General features: G+C 73.5%; 1 protein-coding gene (cut by a window edge). It reads left to right on the top strand.

Annotation, left to right across the window (positions count from 1 at the left end):
* Positions 1-18,283: the 3' portion of a non-ribosomal peptide synthetase gene (locus tag BG418_RS08850; RefSeq protein WP_188273168.1), read on the top strand. The gene continues 3,428 nt to the left of window position 1, outside the view; the window shows 18,283 of its 21,711 coding nt (coding positions 3,429-21,711); its start codon lies beyond the left edge, outside the window; it ends in the stop codon at positions 18,281-18,283.

Genomic DNA, 18,283 nt, shown 5'->3' with positions numbered 1-18,283 from the left:
GCCCGAGCGGGTGCTGCGCGAGCCCGGCTATGTGCCGCTGCGCTCCGCCCTCGCCGGCAAGGACGTCTTCGACGGCGAGTTCTTCCGGCTCTCCCCGAACCACGTCGCCCTGATGGACCCGCAGTTCCGCCAGCTGCTGCTGCACGCCTGGAAGGCCGTCGAGGACGCGGGCTACGACCACCGCGACATCCCCGACACCGGTGTCTACGTCACCAGCGGCAACCACTTCTACGGAGCGCCCGCCCCGGACGCGGCGCCGGTGATCGAGGACCCGCAGCAGTACCTGTCGTGGGTGATGTGCCAGAGCGGCACGGTCGCCTCGATGATCTCGTACCAGCTCGGTTTCGGCGGCCCGAACCTGTCCGTCCACTCCAACTGCTCGTCCTCGCTGAGTGCCCTCTCACTCGCGGCCCGCGCGGTGCAGAGCGGCGAGACCGCCTTCGCCCTGGTTGCGGCGGCCTCGGCGGCCGCCGCCGACGGGCGCGGCTACGTCCACCAGCCCGGCCTCAACTTCTCCGGCGACGGCCGCGTCAAGGCGTTCGACGCCGACGCCGACGGCATGGTCGGCGGCGAGGGCGTCGCGGCCCTGCTGATCCGCCGCGCCAAGGACGCCGTCGCGGACGGCGACCACATCTACGGCCTGCTGCGCGGTGTGGCGACCAACAGCGACGGCGCCCAGGCCACAGGCTTCTACAGCCCGAGTGTCGACGGCCAGAGCCGGGTGATCCGCCAGGCCCTGGAGCGCACCGGCGTCGACGCCCGCTCCATCGGATACGTGGAGGCGCACGGCACCGGCACCAAGCTCGGCGACCCCGTGGAGCTGGCCGCGCTGACCGAGGCGTACCGCGAGGCCACCGACGAGAGTGGCTACTGCGGCATCGGCTCGGTGAAGTCCAACCTCGGCCACCTCGACTCGGCCGCCGGGCTCGCCGGGACCGTCAAGGTACTGCTCAGCCTCTACCACGGCGAGCTCGCCCCCACCCTCAACTACACGCTTCCCAACCCCCAGTTGAAGCTGGAGCGGTCGCCGTTCCACGTCGTCGACCGGCTGCGGGAGTGGCCGCGGGGCGAGGGCCCACGCCGGGCGGCGCAGAGCTCCATCGGCCTGGGCGGCAGCAACGCGCACGCGATCTTCGAGGAGTACGCGGCCGCCGAGCCCGCCGACGACGACCGCTCCCCGCAGCTGGTCCCGCTGTCGGCGCGCACCCGGGACAACCTGGCCGCCTACGTGCGCGAGCTGCGGGCAGCCCTGGAGAGCCCGAGACCCACGCTGCGACTGCGCGATGTGGCATACACGCTCCAGGTAGGCCGAGTCGCGATGGCCCACCGGGTGGCGTTCGTCGCCCGTGACCTGGGTGAACTCGCCGACGAACTCGCGCTGTTCCTCGACGGCCAGGACTCGGCCCGCCGCTTCACGGGCGAGGTGCCGCGCGGCGGCGCCGTCGACGGCCCCGGCGCCGCCAAGCTCACCCGCTGGCTGGAGAAGGGCGAGGAGAAGGGCAAGCTGAAGAAGCTCGCCCAGGCGTGGGCGCACGGCGCCGACATCGAGTGGCGACGGCTGGCCAGGACCGCGGCGGGCCGCCGGACCAGCCTGCCCGCCTACCCCTTCAGCCAGGTCGTCCACCCGTGGCCGTCCCGCGCCGTCAAGGCGGCCGGGCCCGTCCCGGCGCACCCCCTGCTCCACGAGAACGTGTCCGGGCTCGGCGCGGTCCGCTACCGCACCCGGTTCACCGGCGAGGAGTTCGTGCTCCGCGACCACGTGGTCGACGGGAAGCGGCTGCTCCCGGCCGTGGCGAGCTTGGAGATGGCGTACACGGCCGTGCGCCGTGCGCTGCCCTCCGCCGGATCGCGGGTCACGCTGAAGAACGTCAGCTGGGTACGGCCCGTGGTCGTCGGCGGCGAGGGCCGCACCGTCGAGTTCACCCTCACCGAGGACGCGGCGCCGGGCTCGCCCCGCTTCGAGCTGACCGGCTCGGCCCAGGACGGCGGACAGGTCCACGTCCAGGGACGCGCGACGGCCGCGCCCGCCACCGAGCGGCCCACGGTCGGGCTCGACCGGCTGCGCGCCGCCCTGCGGTCACGCCCGCTGTCGGGCGACGAGTGCTACGCCTATATCGCCCGCGCCGGAGTCGCCTACGGCCCCGGCTTCCAGCTGGTGCGCACCCTGCACCGGGGCGCAGTCGACGGGCGGCGCGAGGTGCTGGCCGAACTGCGGCTGCCGGATGGGTCGCGTGGCTCCCTGGAGTCGTACGCGCTGCACCCGGGCTTCTTGGACGCGGCGATCCACGCCTCGCTCGGCCTCGACGCCCGCTTCGACACGGAGGCGGGCGCGACGGCGCGGCCCCGGGAGGCGTCGGCCACACCGGTGCCGTTCGCGCTCGACCGGCTCGACGTCTTCGCGGAGTGCGAGGAGGAGATGTACGCCTGGGTGCGCCCGGCGCCCGGGGAGCGGGCCGAGGGCGCGGGCCAGGTGCTCGACATCGACCTCACCGACGCCCGCGGGCGGGTCTGCGCCGCGCTGCGCGGCCTCGCCTACCGTGCCCTCGACGGGAAGACGGACGGCGGCCGGACCTCGGCCCTGCGCACCCTCGTGCCGGTGTGGGAGCCCAAGCACGGCGAACTCCCTGCTGCCGGTGGCGAGGTGGCGGGATCGCCCGGTGAGGTGTTCGTCTTCGACGCCGACCGGCGACTGCGCGACGAGCTTGCGGCGCTGGCGCCCGGACACCGGCTGGTGGAGCTGCCCGCGGGCGCCTCGGTGGCGGAGATCGCCGAGCGGATCCGCAGCACCGGGCGGACGCCCGCGCATCTCATCTGGGTGGCGCCGCACGACGGGCTTGACCCCGTCGCGGGCCAGGAGCGCGGCGTCGTCGAGGTGTACCGCCTGGTGCGGGCGCTGTTGTCGCTCGGCCTCGGCACCAAGTCGCTGACCTGGACCGCGCTCACCTTCGCCACCCAGCGCGCGAAGGCCCGCGACCTGGTCGCGGCGACCCACGCCGGCGTGCACGGACTGCTGGGCAGCGCCGCCAAGGAGCACACCCGCTGGATGGTCCGCCTCCTCGACCTGCCCGCCACGGCGCCCGGCGGCGCGCTGCGCGCGGCCGGACTCGCCCTGCCCACCGTCCCGGCCGGAACCACGCTCGCCCTGCGCGACGGCCGCTGGCTCGCCCAGGAGCTGCGGCCCGTCGCCCCGCTCGCCCCCGCCACCGCGCCCTACCGGGACGGCGGCCGCTATGTCGTCGTGGGCGGCGCGGGCGGCATCGGTGAGCTGTGGAGCCGGCACATGGTCGAGCACCACCAGGCGGCGATCGTCTGGATCGGCCGCCGCCCCCTCGACGGCACCGTCGCGGCCTCCCTCGCCGACCTGGCGGCCCGGGCCCGGGCCGTCGGCGCCCAGGAGCCTCTCTACGTCCAGGCGGACGCGAGCGACGAGACGGCGCTGGCCGCCGCGTACCGGCGCATCAAGGAGCGCCACGACCGGATCGACGGCGTGGTCCACTCCGCGATCGTGCTGGCGGACAAGACGCTGGCCAACATGGACGAGGACCGGTTCCGCGCGGCGCTGAGTGCCAAGGTCGACGTCGGCGTCCACCTCGCCCGCGTGTTCGGCGCCGAGCCGCTGGACTTCGTCCTCTTCTTCTCCTCGGTGGAGAGCTTCGTACGGGACGCGGGCCAGGCCAACTACGCGGCCGGGTGCACCTTCAAGGACGCGCTGGCCCTGGACCTCGCGGACCGGTGGCCCACCGCGCCGGGCGCCGCCCGTCCCGTGGTGAAGTCCGTCAACTGGGGCTACTGGGGTGTGGCGGGCGTCGTCAGCGACGACTTCTACCGCGCGCGCATGGCGGCGGCGGGCATCGACTCCCTCGACCCCGAGGAAGCTCTGCGCACCCTCGCGGACTTCCTCGGCGGCGAGCACGCCCAGATCGCGCTGATGCGCACCTTCGACGAGGCGGCGCTGCGGGGGCTCGTGCCCGACGAAGGCCGGGGCGCGCCTGCCGAGGTGCCCGAGGACGGACCGGACCGGCTGCCCTCCGTGCTCGACGCGGTCGTGGCGGCGCACCGCGCACCGCACGGCGAGGTCGAGCGGCTCGGCCGGTTCCTGCCGCACCCGCGCCTGTGCGAGCTGGCCGAGCGGCTGCTCTTCACCACGCTGCGCGACCTCGGCTTGGACGGCCTGGAAGGACGGATCCCCGCCAAGTACGGCCGCTGGCTGGCGGAGAGCGACCGCGTGCTCACCGCTGCCGGGCTGATCGACGTGCGCGGCGGACGGCGCGCCCTGCCCGCCGCGCGCGACCTGGACCCGGCCGAGCTGTGGCGCCAGTGGTACGCGGAGCGCGCCGACTGGCAGCCCAACGCCAACCAGCGCGCCCAGGTCGACCTCGTGGAGTCCTGCCTGCTCGCCCTGCGCGAGGTCCTGGCCGGCGAGCGGCCCGCCACTGAGATCCTCTTCCCCGGTTCCTCGATGTCCCGGGTGGAGGGCATCTACCGGGGCGACCCCATCGCCGACTACTTCAACGACCGGCTCAGTGAGTTGGTCGTCGACGCGGTGCGCCGCTGGCGCCGCACCCACCCGGGCCGCCGCCCGCGCATCCTGGAGGTCGGGGCGGGGACCGGTGCGACCAGCGCCAAGGTGCTCGCGGCGCTGGAGCCGATGGGCGACGCGATCGCGGAGTACTGCTACACCGACCTCTCCAAGGCGTTCCTGTTCCGCGCCGAGGAGCAACTGCTGCCGCGCCACCCGTATCTGACGACCCGTATTTTCAACGCGGAGAAGCCGCCCGGGGGGCAGGGCATCGCGCCCGGCGGGTTCGACATCGTGGTGGCCACCAATGTGCTGCACGCCACCGCGGACATCGCGCTGACACTGCGCAACGTCAAGGCCGCAATGCGGCCGGGCGGGCTGCTCTTCATGAACGAGATGAGCCGCAACACACTCCTGGCGCATCTGACGTTCGGCCTGGTCGACGGCTGGTGGCTGTACCGGGACGTGGACCTGCGCATCCCGGGCAGCCCGGTGCTCACGCCCGAGAGCTGGGTGGACGTGCTGCGGGCCGAGGGCTTCGCCAAGGTGGGTCAGCCGGACGCCGGGGCGCACGTCCTGGGCCAGCAGCTGACCGTCGCCGAGAACGGTGGTGGTGCGGCGGTCCGCACCGACGCCCTCGCGGCAACCTGCCCGACCGTCACCGTGACCGCCTCCGTCCCGGACGCCGACCTGCGGGCGCACACCCTCGCCTACTTCGAGCAACTCCTGCGTGCTGCCCTGCGCCTGACGGGTGATCAGCTCGACCCGGGCCGGAACCTGCACGACTACGGTCTCGACTCCATCCTGGTCTCCGGCATGAACAACGCCGTCGCACGGGACTTCGAGGACGTCCCCAGCACGCTCTTCTTCGAGCTGCGGACCCTCGACGAACTCACCGACCACTTCCTGGCCACCCGCCGCCCGGAGCTGCTCAGGCTCTTCGGGCAGGAGTCCGCCCAGATCGTGTCCGCGCCCAACCCGCCCGCGCCCGCCTCGCTCGCCGAGCGCACCATCGCGTACGTCACCGGGCTGGTCGCCGACACACTGCGGATGGCGCCCGGGGACCTCGCCCCCGATGCCGACCTCTTCGACCTCGGGCTCGACTCGATCCTCGTCATCCAGCTCAACAACGCGCTCGGCCGCGACTTCGACGAGCTGAGCAGCACGCTGTTCTTCGACTGCCCGACGGTCCGCGAGGTCGCCGGGTACTTCACGGGGACGCACCCCGAGCGACTGGCCGAGGTGCTGCCCGCCGAGGAGTCACCGCGCGCCATGGTCCGGAACGAGGCCCCGGTCCCGAAGCCGGTCCAGGACGCGGCCCCGGTCCAGGTGCCCGCCCCGGTCACGCCCAGCGCCCCGGTCCCCCGCCTTCGCGACATCGCCATCGTCGGCCTCGGCGGCCGCTACCCCCGGGCCGCCGACCCCGCCGAGCTGTGGGAGAACGTGCGGCAGGGTCTGGACTGCACCGCCGAGTACCCCCAGGACCGCTGGTGGCTGCGCTGGGATGAGGACGGCAAGGAGCGCCCGAGGGGCGGGTTCCTGGCGGACGTCGCCTCCTTCGACGCCGAGTACTTCGGCATCCCGGACGCCGAGGCCGCCGCCATGGACCCGCAGGAGCGGCTGTTCATCGAGACGGTCCACAGCGCCCTCCAGGACGCCGGATACACGGCCGACGCGCTCAACAGGCAGGGCAGGGTCGGGGTGTTCGCGGGCGTCATGAACGCCACGTACAACGGGCGCACCGCCCACTCCTCGATCGCCAACCGGACTTCGTTCCTCTTCGACTTCCAAGGTCCGAGCATCGCCCTCGACACGGCGTGCTCGTCGTCGCTCACGGCGATCCACCTCGCGCTGGAGAGCCTGTACAGCGGCGACAACGACTGCGCGGTCGCCGGTGGCGTGAACCTGCTTCTGAACGCCGACCACTTCGACGTGCTCGCCGAGCACGGGCTGCTGTCCGCCGGTGACCGCTGCCGTCCCTTCTCCGAGCACGCGGACGGCTTCCTCGCCGCCGAGGGTGTCGGCGCGGTCGTGCTGCGGCCGCTGGAGGACGCGCTGGCCAACGGCGACCACGTCTACGCGGTCATCAAGGGCAGCGCGGTGAACGCGGGCGGCCGGACCAGCCGCTACAGCATGCCCAGCCTCACGGCCCAGCGCGACGTCGTCGCCCGCGCCCTGGAGAAGTCCGGGGTCGAGCCCGCCACGGTCAGCTACGTGGAGGCGCACGGCACGGCGACCGCGCTCGGCGACTCCATCGAGATCTCCGCGCTCAGCCGGGCGTTCGGCACCGCACGCGCGGGCCAGTACTGCGCCGTCGGCTCGCTCAAGTCCAACCTCGGCCACGCCGAGAGCGCGTCCGGCGTCGCCGGTCTCACCAAGGTCCTGATGCAGCTCAAGCACGGGCAGCTCGCGCCGTCGATCAACGCCGAGGAGCTGAACGGCGGGATCGTCTTCCAGCGGACGCCGTTCGCGGTGCAGCGCGAGCTCGCGCCGTGGGCGCCGGTCGACGCCGAGGGGCGGCCGCTGCCGAGGCGCGCCGGGATCTCCTGCTTCGGCGCGGGCGGCTCCAACGCACATCTGATCATCGAGGAACACCCTGGAGGCGGCGACGTGGCCCCGGCGCTTGCGCATTCGACCGACGAGCCCTGCCTCGTGCCGCTCTCCGCCCGGACCCCGGACCAACTGCGCGAGGTGGCCGGGCGGCTGGCGGACTTCGTCGCCAGAGCCGACCGCGCCGGGCGTGCGGTGCCGCTGCGCGACCTCGCGTACACCTTGCAGGTGGGGCGCGACGAGCTGCCGGTGCGGCTGGCCTTCGTCGTACGGACGGTGGCGGAGCTCGCCGCACGGCTCGCGGCGTTCCTGGGCGAGGGCCTGGTGCCCGGCGCCGAATACGCCGACCTGACCGGCCGCGAGGCCGGACGGCAGACGCCCGCGCCGGTCACCGACCTTCGCGAGGCGGCCCGGCAGTGGCTGGCCGGGACGGCCCTGGTGTGGGAGGCGCTGTACGGCGGGGCGCCGCTGCCCCGGCGCGTCAGCCTGCCCACCTACCCGTTCGCCAAGAAGACGCACTGGCACGGCGAGCGGCTCACCCCTGCCCCGGCGGCAGCGGTCCGGGCCGCCGCGCCCGCGCTGCGCCCCGCCGAGGACGGTGGCGTGCGCGCCCTGCTCCGGGACGCCGTCGCCGAGCAGCTGGACGTGGCACCCGCCGAGGTCCGCACCGATGTGGACTTCCCCGCCCTCGGCCTCACCTCGATGGGGCTGGTGCGGCTGGCCAAGGAGATCCAGCGCGATCTCGACCCGGGGTTCGAGTCGGCGCTGCTCTTCGAGCACGCGACGGTCGACGAGCTGGCGGCCCACCTCACCGGACGAGGCGTCGCCGCTGCGCCGCAGCCCGTGGTGCCCGCCGTGCGCCATCCACTCTCCGAGGGCCAGCAGGGGCTGTGGACCCTGCAGAAGGCGTCCCCGGAGTCCGGTGCGTACAACGTGCCGCTCTGCTTCCGGACCACCGGCCTGGACGTCGGCGCCCTGCGGACCGCGTTCGGTCGGGTCCGGGCCCGGCACCAGGTGCTCGGCGCGGCCGTCGACGTGGCGGGCGGCAGCCTCCTGCTGGCTCAACAGGCAGAGGGACAACCCGTGGTGACGGAGCATCACTTGTCCGTGGCCGACGAGAGCGAGGCGGTCGCGCTGATCCGCGCGCACGCCAAGGAACCCTTCGACCTGGACCGCGGCCCGCTCTGCCGCCTCGATGTCTTCCACGGCCCGCGCGCGGCGACCTGGGTGCTCCTGAACACCCATCACCTCGTCCTCGACGGGGCCTCTGCCGTGCTGCTGGTCAAGGACCTGCTCGCGCAGTACACGGCGCTCACCGAGGGCCGGACCCTCGACGCGCCGCACCCGAGCGCCCCCTACGAGGAGTTCGTGGCCGCTGAGGCCGAGGCGTTGGGCGACGCCGGGGCCCAGGAGCGGCTGGCGTACTGGCGCGAGCGGCTGTCCCAGCCCCTGCCCGCGGTGGCGCTGCCCGCCGACCGGCCGCGCCCCACCGGCTCCGGCGCCGGGGCCACCGCCACCCGGCGCCTTCCGGCCGGACTCGGCGCGCGCATCCAGGAGTTCGCCCGCGCCCGGCGGGTCTACGCGTCCGCCGCCTACCTCGCCGCGTTCAAGGTCCTGCTGCGCCAGTACACCCAGCAGGACGACGTGATCGTGGGCATGCCGGTGAGCACCCGGCCCGCGAGGGGCTTCGAGCGCACGGTGGGCCATTTCGTCAACATGCTGCCGGTCCGCAGCCGCGTCAGCGGCGCGGTGCGCTTCGCCGACCTCTGCAAGGACGTCCAGAAGAACCTGGTCAACGGCCTTGCCCAGAACTACCCGTTCACGGCCCTGGTGCGCGAGCTCGGCCTGTCCACGGACGACGGCGGTGCGCCGGTCTTCCGGTACGCGTTCATGTACCAGGACTGGCACGAGGACGTCACCGCCGGTGCCCCGGCCTTCTCCTACGTCGAGGGCGTCCACCAAGAGGGCGAGTACGAGCTCGTCCTGGAGGTCGTCGAGCCCGCCGGGCCCGGCGGCTCCTGGACCGTCAACTGGAAGTACGACACCGCCCTGTTCGACGCCGCGACGGCCGAGCAGCTGCTGCGCCAGTACGTCCACCTCCTGGAGAGCGTCCCGGCCGATCCGGAGCAGCTCGTCGACGCGTGCTCGCTGCTCTCGCCCGAGGAGCGCCACACCCTCACCGTCGAGTGGAACGCCACCGAGGCCGTCCACCCCGAGCGGCCGGTGCACGAGCTGTTCGCCGAGCAGGCGGCCCGCACTCCGGACGCGCTCGCGGTCGTCGCCGGGCCGGACTCCCTCACGTATGCGGAGCTCGACGAGCGCTCCAGCCGTCTCGCCGGCCATCTGGCCGACCTCGGCGTCGGCCCCGGCAGTCTGGTCGCGGTGTACCTGGAGCGCTCGCCCGAGCTGCTGATCGCGCTGCTTGCGACGGTGAAGGCTGGTGGCGCCTACATCCCGCTCGACCCCGACTACCCCCAGGACCGGCTCGCCTATATCCTCGGCGACGCCCGCCCCCAGGTGGTCCTCACCCACAGCGCGCTGGGCACCCGGCTGCGCGAGCTCGCCGATGTGCCCAGCACGGTCCTGATGGACCGGCCGTGGCCCGCCGGCGGCCCGGTCCGCGCCCGCGTCGGCGCCGACGACCTCGCGTACGTCATCTACACCTCGGGCAGCACCGGCAACCCCAAGGGAGTGATGGTGGCGCACGGCGCCCTCACCAACTTCCTCTGCTCGATGGCCAACCGGCCGGGCCTGCGGGCCGAGGACCGGCTGCTCGCGGTGACCACCCACAGCTTCGACATCGCCGCCCTGGAGCTCTACCTCCCGCTGGTCGTCGGGGCGCGTGTCCACCTCTGTGACGCCGACACTGCGCGTGACCCGGGCCGGCTCAAGGCGCTGCTGGGCGCGGTGCGGCCCACGGTGATGCAGGCGACCCCGTCGACCTGGACGATGCTGCTGCACGCGGGCTGGACCAACGACGAGCGCGTGCGCGTGCTGTGCGGTGGCGAGGCGCTGCCCGAGACCCTGCGCGAGCGCCTGACCGCGCTCGACTGCGAGGCATGGAACCTGTTCGGGCCGACCGAGACGACCATCTGGTCCACGGCCGGGGGGATCGAGGCGGACGGCCGCATCACCATCGGCACGCCCATCGACAACACGCAGATCTACATCCTGGACGGCCTGGGCCGCCCCGCGCCCGCCGGTGTTCCCGGTGAGCTGTGCATCGCCGGCGCCGGGCTCGCCAAGGGCTATCTGAACAAGCCGGAGCTGACGGCCGAGCGCTTCCCCGAGAACCCGTTCGCGCCCGGCACCCGGCTGTATCGCACCGGCGATCTGGCCCGCCGGCTCAGCGACGGGCGGATCGAGTGCCTGGGCCGCATCGACTCCCAGGTGAAGATCCGCGGTTTCCGGGTCGAGCTCGGCGAGATCGAGCACGTCCTCGCCGGGCACCCGGCCGTGCGCGAGTGCGTGGTGGTGGCCCGTACGCGTGCGGAGAGCAAGCAATTGGTGGCGTACTACGTCCCGACGGCGGGTCCGGTGGCGGCCGAGGAGCTGACCGCGCAGTTGGCCAGGAAGCTCCCGCCGTACATGGTCCCGTCGTTCGTCCTGCCCATCGACGCATTGCCGCGCACCCCCAACGGCAAGGTCGACCGCAAGGCCCTGGAGGAGCGTGCGGTGGTGCTCGCCCGGACCCGTACCCAGGCGCCCCGGCCCGTCGAGACGGCACCGCTCTCCCCGCTGCCGCACGAGGGCGATGTGCTCGCCCTGTGGCGCGAGGTGCTCGGTGTCGACGACCTCGGCCCGACGGACGCTTTCCTGGACGCGGGCGGCAGTTCGGTCCTGGCGGCCGTGCTCGCGGACCGGGCCGCCAAGCGGTACGGGGTGCCGTTCACGGCGGCCGAGACCTTCAAGTGCGTCAACGCGCGGGGGATGAGCGAGCACCTGCGGGCGAGCGGCACCGGGGCCGAGGGGGAGGCGGAAACCGTGCAGGCGGCACCGGCTCCCGCCGCCCCCCTCACGGGCAGCGTCGCCGTCATCGGTATCTCCTGCCGGCTGCCCGGCGCCGAGGACCACCACGCGTTCTGGCGCAACCTGCTCGCGGGCGAGGAGAGCGTCGAGCTCTGCTCCGCCGACGAACTGCGCGAGCTCGGCGTCGAGGAGAGCCTGATCGCGCACCCCGACTACGTGCCGGTGCGCGCGAGCATGCGTGGCAAGGGCCTGTTCGACGCCGACTTCTTCCACGTCTCGCCGCGCGACGCTGAGCTGATGGACCCTCAGCTTCGGCTGCTGCTCCAGCACTCCTGGAAGGCCGTGGAGGACGCCGGACGGCTGCCCGGTGACATCACCGACAGCGCGGTCTACGTGTCGACCAGCAACGCCCTCTACCAGGCGCCGCTGGCGGCCCGGGACGGGCGGCGCGACTCCGAGTCGCTGGTGAGCTTCCTCCAGGCCCAGCCCGGCACCATCCCCACCACCGTGTCGCACCGCCTGGGCCTGACCGGCCCGAGCCTGTACGTGCACAGCAACTGCTCGTCCTCACTGGCCGGGCTGGCCCTCGCCGTCCAGGGCATCCAGTCCGGCCAGACGCGCCACGCGCTGGTCGGCGGCGCCGGAATGTACGCCGAGAACGCCGTCGGCTACCTCTTCGAAGAGGGCATGACCCTCTCCTTCGACGGCCACTGCAAGCCGTTCGACGCCGAGGCGAGCGGGATGATCGGCGGCGAGGGCGTCGTCGTGGTCCTGCTCAAGGACGCCGAGTCGGCCGTCCGCGACGGCGACCACATCTACGCGCTGCTGCGCGGCGCCGGGATGAACAACGACGGTGACCGCAAGGCCGGTTACTACGCGCCGAGCGTGGCCGGGCAGGCCGAGCTGGTCTCGGCGGTCCTGGACCGCGCCGGGGTGCACCCCGAGACGATCGGGTACCTGGAGGCACACGGCACTGGCACCCGGCTCGGCGACCCCATCGAGGTCATGGCCGTCTCCGAGGCCTACCGCCGCCACACCGACCGCACCGGCTTCTGCGGCATCGGCTCGGTCAAGTCCAACCTCGGCCACCTGGATGCGGCGGCCGGGCTCGCCGGTCTCGTCAAGACCGCCCTGGTCGTCGCCAACCGGCGGATCCCGCCCACCGTCAACCACCGCGTGCCCAACCCGCAGATCGACTTCGCGGGTTCGCCGTTCTATGTGGTGGACCGGCTTGTCGAGCACACCCCCTCGGCCGAGCCGATGCGGGCGGCCGTGAGCTCGTTCGGCATCGGCGGCACCAACGTCCACGCCGTCCTGGAGCAGGCGCCCGCGCGCGGCGCCGAGGACGCCGTCCTGGCCGGTCCGCGTCTGGTGCCGCTGTCGGCGCGCGGGACGGAGAACCTGCGCCGGTACGCGGACGACCTGGCGAAGCGGCTCACCGAGCTGGAGGAGGCGGGCCCCAGCGCCCGCCGTCTCGCCGACGTGGCGTTCACCCTCCAGGTGGGCCGCACCCAGCAGCGCGAGCGCGTGGCGTTCGTGGTGAGCGATGTGCGCGAACTCATCGACGCCCTGGGGGACTTCGCCTCGGGCGGCGAACAGCGCGTGTACGGGGGCGACGGCGCCCTGGCGCACACCGCCCGGCAGTGGGTGGACGGTGCCCAGGTGGACTGGCCCGCCCCGCACGCCGACGCGGCATACCCTGCGCGCCGGATCAGCCTGCCCACGTACCCGTTCACGGAGGAGTACTTCTGGCTGCGCGAGGAGGAGGCCGTGGCGCCGCAACCCACCTCGACCGACGTGTCCCGCAAGGAAAGTGACGGCTCGCCGGACCTGGAGTTCTTTGAGGAGCGCTGGGTGCCGACGCCCGCCGCGCCCGTCGCCGACGCCCCCGCGTCCGAGGCGCAGGTCGTCGTGTGCTTCCTCGACGGGCCGGCGGAGCGGGCCGCGTACGAGCGGTCCCTGCGCGAGCGCGCGCCCGGTGCCGAGCCGGTCTTCATCGGCGCCGGGTCCCCGTATCCCGTGGACCGCGACGACGAGCGCAGTTGGAAGCGGGCGCTCGGGGCGGTCGCGGCCGAGTACGGGCGCGTCGACGCGATCCACTACCTCTGGCCGACCGGGCACCGCGACGGCGGGCCGGGCGAGCTGTCGCCCCTGCTGCGCGAGCTGCGCGATGTCGCTTCGCTGATCCGGGCCGTGGCCGCCGCCCGCCTTGAGGTGCCGCACCTGCTCGTCGCCGGGCACTTCCGCGACGCCGTGGAGCAGGCCGCCCTCGACGCCCTGATCGGGTACGAGCGCTCGCTCACCGAGGTGCTGCCGGGCACCACCCTGCGTGTGATCCTGCACGAAGGTGTGCTCGACGCGTCCCACTGGGCCGCGCTGCTCTTCGCGGAGCAGCGCCAGCAGGACGGGGCGAGCGCGCAGTACCGGGCGGACGGCGTGCGCCGGACCTGCCGGGTCGAGCGCGTCGAGTCCCCGGCCCGGCCCACCCGGAGCGTGCTGCGCGAGGGCGGAACATATCTGCTGACCGGTGCCTTCGGTGGTCTCGGCCGCCGTCTGGCCGAGTACCTGGCGCGTGAGTACCGTGCCGACCTCGTCCTGCTCGGCCGTTCGGAGATCGGCGCGGCCGAGGAGGCCTGGGCCGAGACCCTGCGGCGCTTCGGCAGCCGCATCGTCTGCCGGCGCGCCGATGTCGGCGACCCGAGTGCCCTGGCCGCAGTGCGGGCGAGCCTGCCCGAGGAACTGCGCGCCATCGACGGCGTCCTGCACCTCGCGGGCGCGGCCGAGCCGGTCGCCCTGCCGGCGAAGACGATCGCCTCCATCGACGCGGTCCTGGGCGCGAAGGCGCACGGCACGCTCGCCCTGGAGCGCGCACTCGACGCCGAACGCCTTGACTTCGTCTGCCACTTCTCCTCCTGCGCCGCCGTCCTCGGCGACTTCGGCAGCGGCGACTACGCGGTGGCCAACCGCTTCCAGGCGGCCTATGCCCGCGCCCTCGGGGAGCGGCCGACGCGACACCGCACGCTCGCGATCCAGTGGCCGCTGTGGCAGGAGGGCGGCATGGGTGCGTCCGCGCAGCGGAGCGCGGATCCGGAGTTCATGGACGCCTACCTCCGATCCAGCGGCCGGCGGGCGCTGGAGACGGCGGCGGGACTCGACGCGTTCGAGCGACTGCTGGCGGCCGACCTCGCCGCGCCGATGGTGCTGCGGCCCACCGCGCAGGCACCGGCGCCCGTCGCGGGCGCGGCAGGACCGGTCGCGCCGCCCGAGCCCGCCGCACGTACACAGGCGCCGAAGACCGGTGAACTGACGTGCGCGGTACGGGAAGTGGTCCAGCACGTTCTCAAGGCGGAGGCGCATCGGATCGACGACCGCAGCAACTTCGTCGACCTCGGCTTCGACTCCATCCGCCTCACCCAGCTCGCCCACCAGCTCTCCGACCGCGTCGGGGTGCGGCTGCTGCCGACCGTCCTCTACGACCACCCGTCGATCGAACGGCTGGTGGAGCACCTCGCGGGGGAGGACGTCCGGCTGGCGGACGAGGCTCCGGCCGTGGCCGCCGAGCCCGTCGCCGTGGTCGAACCCACCGTGCCGGTCGCGGCGGTCGAACCCGCCGTCGGGGACGAGCCCGTCGCGATCATCGGCATGAGCGGGATCTTCCCCGGCTGCCGCTCGGTGGCCGAGTTCTGGGACGCGCTCGCCGACGGCAGGGACATGGTCCGCGAGCTCCCGCCCGTACGGTTCGGTGAGCTGGCCCCGGCGGAGCCGGACGGCGAGCGCTACCGGTGGATGGGCAGCATCGACTGGGCGCACGAGTTCGACGCCGCCTTCTTCGAGATCGCCCCCAAGGAGGCCCGGACGATCGACCCGCGCCAGCGCCACCTCCTCCAGGAGTCCTGGAAGGCGCTGGAGGACGCGGCGCTCGGCGCCGAGGAGCTCAAGGGCAAGCGCGTCGGCGTGTTCGTCGGCGTGGAGCAGGGCGACTACCAGTTCCTGGTGAAGGACGGCGGCAACGTCACCTCCAACCACGACGGTGTGCTGGCCGCCCGGCTCTCGTACTTCCTCGATCTCAAGGGCCCGGTCCTCGCCGTCAACACCTCCTGCTCCTCGGGCCTGGTGGCCCTGCACCAGGCCTGTCTGAGCCTTCGTCAGAAGGAGTGCGACATCGCGGTGGTGGCCGCTGCCAACTTCGTGCTCACCCCGCAGTCGCTGGACGCGATGAGCCGGGCGGGCATGCTGTCCGAGGCGGGCCGGTGCTTCACCTTCGACCAGCGTGCCGACGGCATGGTGCCCGGCGAGGCGGTCACCGCTCTGGTGCTGCGGCCGCTCGCGGCGGCCGAGGCGAACGGCGACCCGGTGCACAGCGTGATCGCCGCGAGCGGCCTCAACTACGACGGCCGCACGAACGGCATCACCGCGCCTGCCGGAGAGTCCCAGCGCGAACTGCTGTCCACCGTCTACGAGCGTGGCGGCATCGACCCGAGGGACCTCGGCCACATCGTCACCCACGGCACCGGGACCAAGCTCGGAGACCCCGTCGAGGTCAACGCCCTGCGCGCGGCCTTCCGTACGGATGCGGGCGTCGCGGAGCGCGGGTTCTGCGCGCTGACCTCGACCAAGACCAACTTCGGCCACACCTTCGCGGCGTCCGGCCTGGTCGGTCTGATGAGCCTGTCCGAGTCGGTGCGCCGGGGCGTCATCCCGGCGAGCCTGCACTGCGAGCAGGACAACGAGTACATCGACTGGAGCGACAGCCCCTTCTACGTCAACAAGGCGACGAAGGAATGGGCGACCCCGACGGGCGCGCCCAGGACGGGCGCGGTGAGCGCCTTCGGCATGAGCGGGACGAACGCGCACGTCGTGGTGCGGGAATACGTCCGCGCCGACGCGGCACCCGCCGCCGCGCCCCGTGCGGTGGGGCACCTGCTGCCGCTGTCCGCCAAGACCGAGGCGGCGCTCGCCCAACTCGTGGACCGGCTGCTCGACCTGATCGCCGACGGAGAGCTGCGCGACGGCGATCTGCCCGCCCTGGCCCGTACGCTCGGCCACGGCCGCCACCACTTCCGGCACCGCTGCGCCGTCGTGGCCGACACCCTCGACGGGGCGGCCGCACTGTGGCGCGGCTGGCGCGACGGCTCGGCCGGAGCCGGTTGCTTCGCGGGGACGGTCGCGCGCGACTTCTCGGCGCGTTCGGCGGCCGAAGCGGACGCCGGGCAGGTGAACGCACCCGGCGCCGGCTTGGACGCCGCCGAGCGCCGCCGGGCTCTGGCCGCCCTCGCCGAGCGGTATGTACGCGGCCACGACCTACCGTCCGCGGACGCGGAGACGGCCGCCGGCCGACCGGCGCGCCTGCGGCTGCCCACCTACCCGTTCGCACGGAACCGGTACTGGGTGCGGGAGGAGGCGCCGGTGGTCACGCAGACGGCGGCCTCGGCTGCTGTGCGGCCCGCTGACCACGCTCCGGCCGCACCTGCCGTCAGCGCTTCGGCTCCGGCCGAGCCCGCCGTCCCGGCAAAGCCCGTCGTGCTGGCCGACCTGGCCGATTTCCCGCATCGCCTTGCCGGGCCCGCCGAGCCGCGACCGCACACCGTCACGCTCTCCCCGCTGCCCGCGCCCGCGCGTCCCGTCACGCGGGAGCACGACATCCTGGAGGACCTGAAGTCGGCGGCCAACCTCGACTTCGGCGGCATGGTGGCGACCCTGAACCGGACCGGCGTGATGGTCGAGCACCTCATCCCGTACTCCTCGGAGTTCGCCGAATACGCGGGGGAGGGCGGCGGCGAGGTCCTCGACCTCGGCTGCGCCTACGGCATCGCCAGCATCGCGGCGCTGGAGCGCGGTGCGCGGGTGGTCGCGCTCGACATGGAGAAGAAGCACCTCGACATCCTGGAGCAGCGCGTCAACGACGACGCCCGCACACGGCTGACGCTGCGTCAGGGAGTGTTGCCGGACGTCGACTTCGAGGACGGGCGGTTCACCGCAGTCCACGCCAGCCGCGTCATGCACTTCCTCACGCCCGAGGGCGTCGGGGTGACCCTGCGCAAGATGTTCCGCTGGCTGGAGCCGGGCGGAAAGGTGTTCCTGAGCACCGACTCGCCGTACTTCGGCTACTGGGCCTCCAAGGCGGCCGACTACGAGGCGCGCAGGCTGGCGGGCGACCCGTGGCCGGGCTACATCGAGGACGTGGCGGCCCACTTCGAGGAAGCCCACGTCATCGGCGGGCCGAGCCTGATCAACGCCCTCGACCCCGACGTCTTCCGACGGGAGTGCGAGGCGGCCGGGTTCGTGGTCGAGCGGGCCGGGTACTTCGGCGCGGTCGGGGTGGACCGGGGCTCGTACGGGGCGCCCGGCCCCGACATGGAGCACGTCGGCATCATCGCGCGCAAGCCGGACAGCGCCGGGGCGGCCCAGCCTCAGGCACAGGTCCAAGGCCACATCCAGGCCGTGGCCCGGACGGCCGTGCCGCGCGACGAGACCGGCCGCGTCGGCGACATCGATTACCGGGTACGCGGCACCGGCACCACGGCTCTGGTCCTCATCCACGGTCTGGGCTGCGACATGACGTACTGGGAGCAGCAGGCCCGGTACTTCGCCGACCGGTACACCGTCGTCACGCTCGACCTCGCGGGACACGGCGGCTCCGGCCGCGACCGGCGGCACTGGACCGTCGAGGCGTACGCCCGGGACGTGGCCGACGTCGTCGCCCGGGTCGCAGCCGAGGACGTGGTCCTGGTCGGGCACTCGCTCGGCGGGCCGGTGATGCTGGCGGCCGAGCCGCTCCTGGGGGGCCGGGTGCGGGGCATGGTCGGCGTGGACACGCTCCACACCTTCGACCCGCAGCCGCTCAGCGCCAAACAGCTGGACCGGTTCGTGCAGAGCTTCGTCGACGCGCCCGTACGGGCCGAGGAACTCTTCCTCGACACGGGCCGGGCGGACCTCGTCGCTCTCGTCGAGCGCACGCGCGCGCACGTCGGCGAGGCCATCGTCTCGGCGTCCTTCCGCGAGATGCTGACGTACCTCCAGCGGCTGCCCAAGCGGTTCGGGGCGCCCGTGACCCTGGTCAACTCCACTTCGTGGATGCCCACGGACACGGCCTCGGCCGCGAAGTACGGCGTGGACGTCGAGTTCGTGGACGGCGTCGGCCACTTCGTGATGCTGGAGGCGCCCGAGGTGCTGAACGCCACTCTCGAACGGCTGGTCAAGGGGTTCGGCGACAGCCGTCGAGCGAGCGAGGCCACTGAACGATGA

This window comes from Streptomyces sp. CBMA152, from assembly GCF_014596475.1.
Classification (GTDB): Bacteria; Actinomycetota; Actinomycetes; order Streptomycetales; family Streptomycetaceae; genus Streptomyces.
Note: the sequence above shows the minus strand (reverse complement) of the source record. Positions and strands in the feature narration are given on the sequence as shown.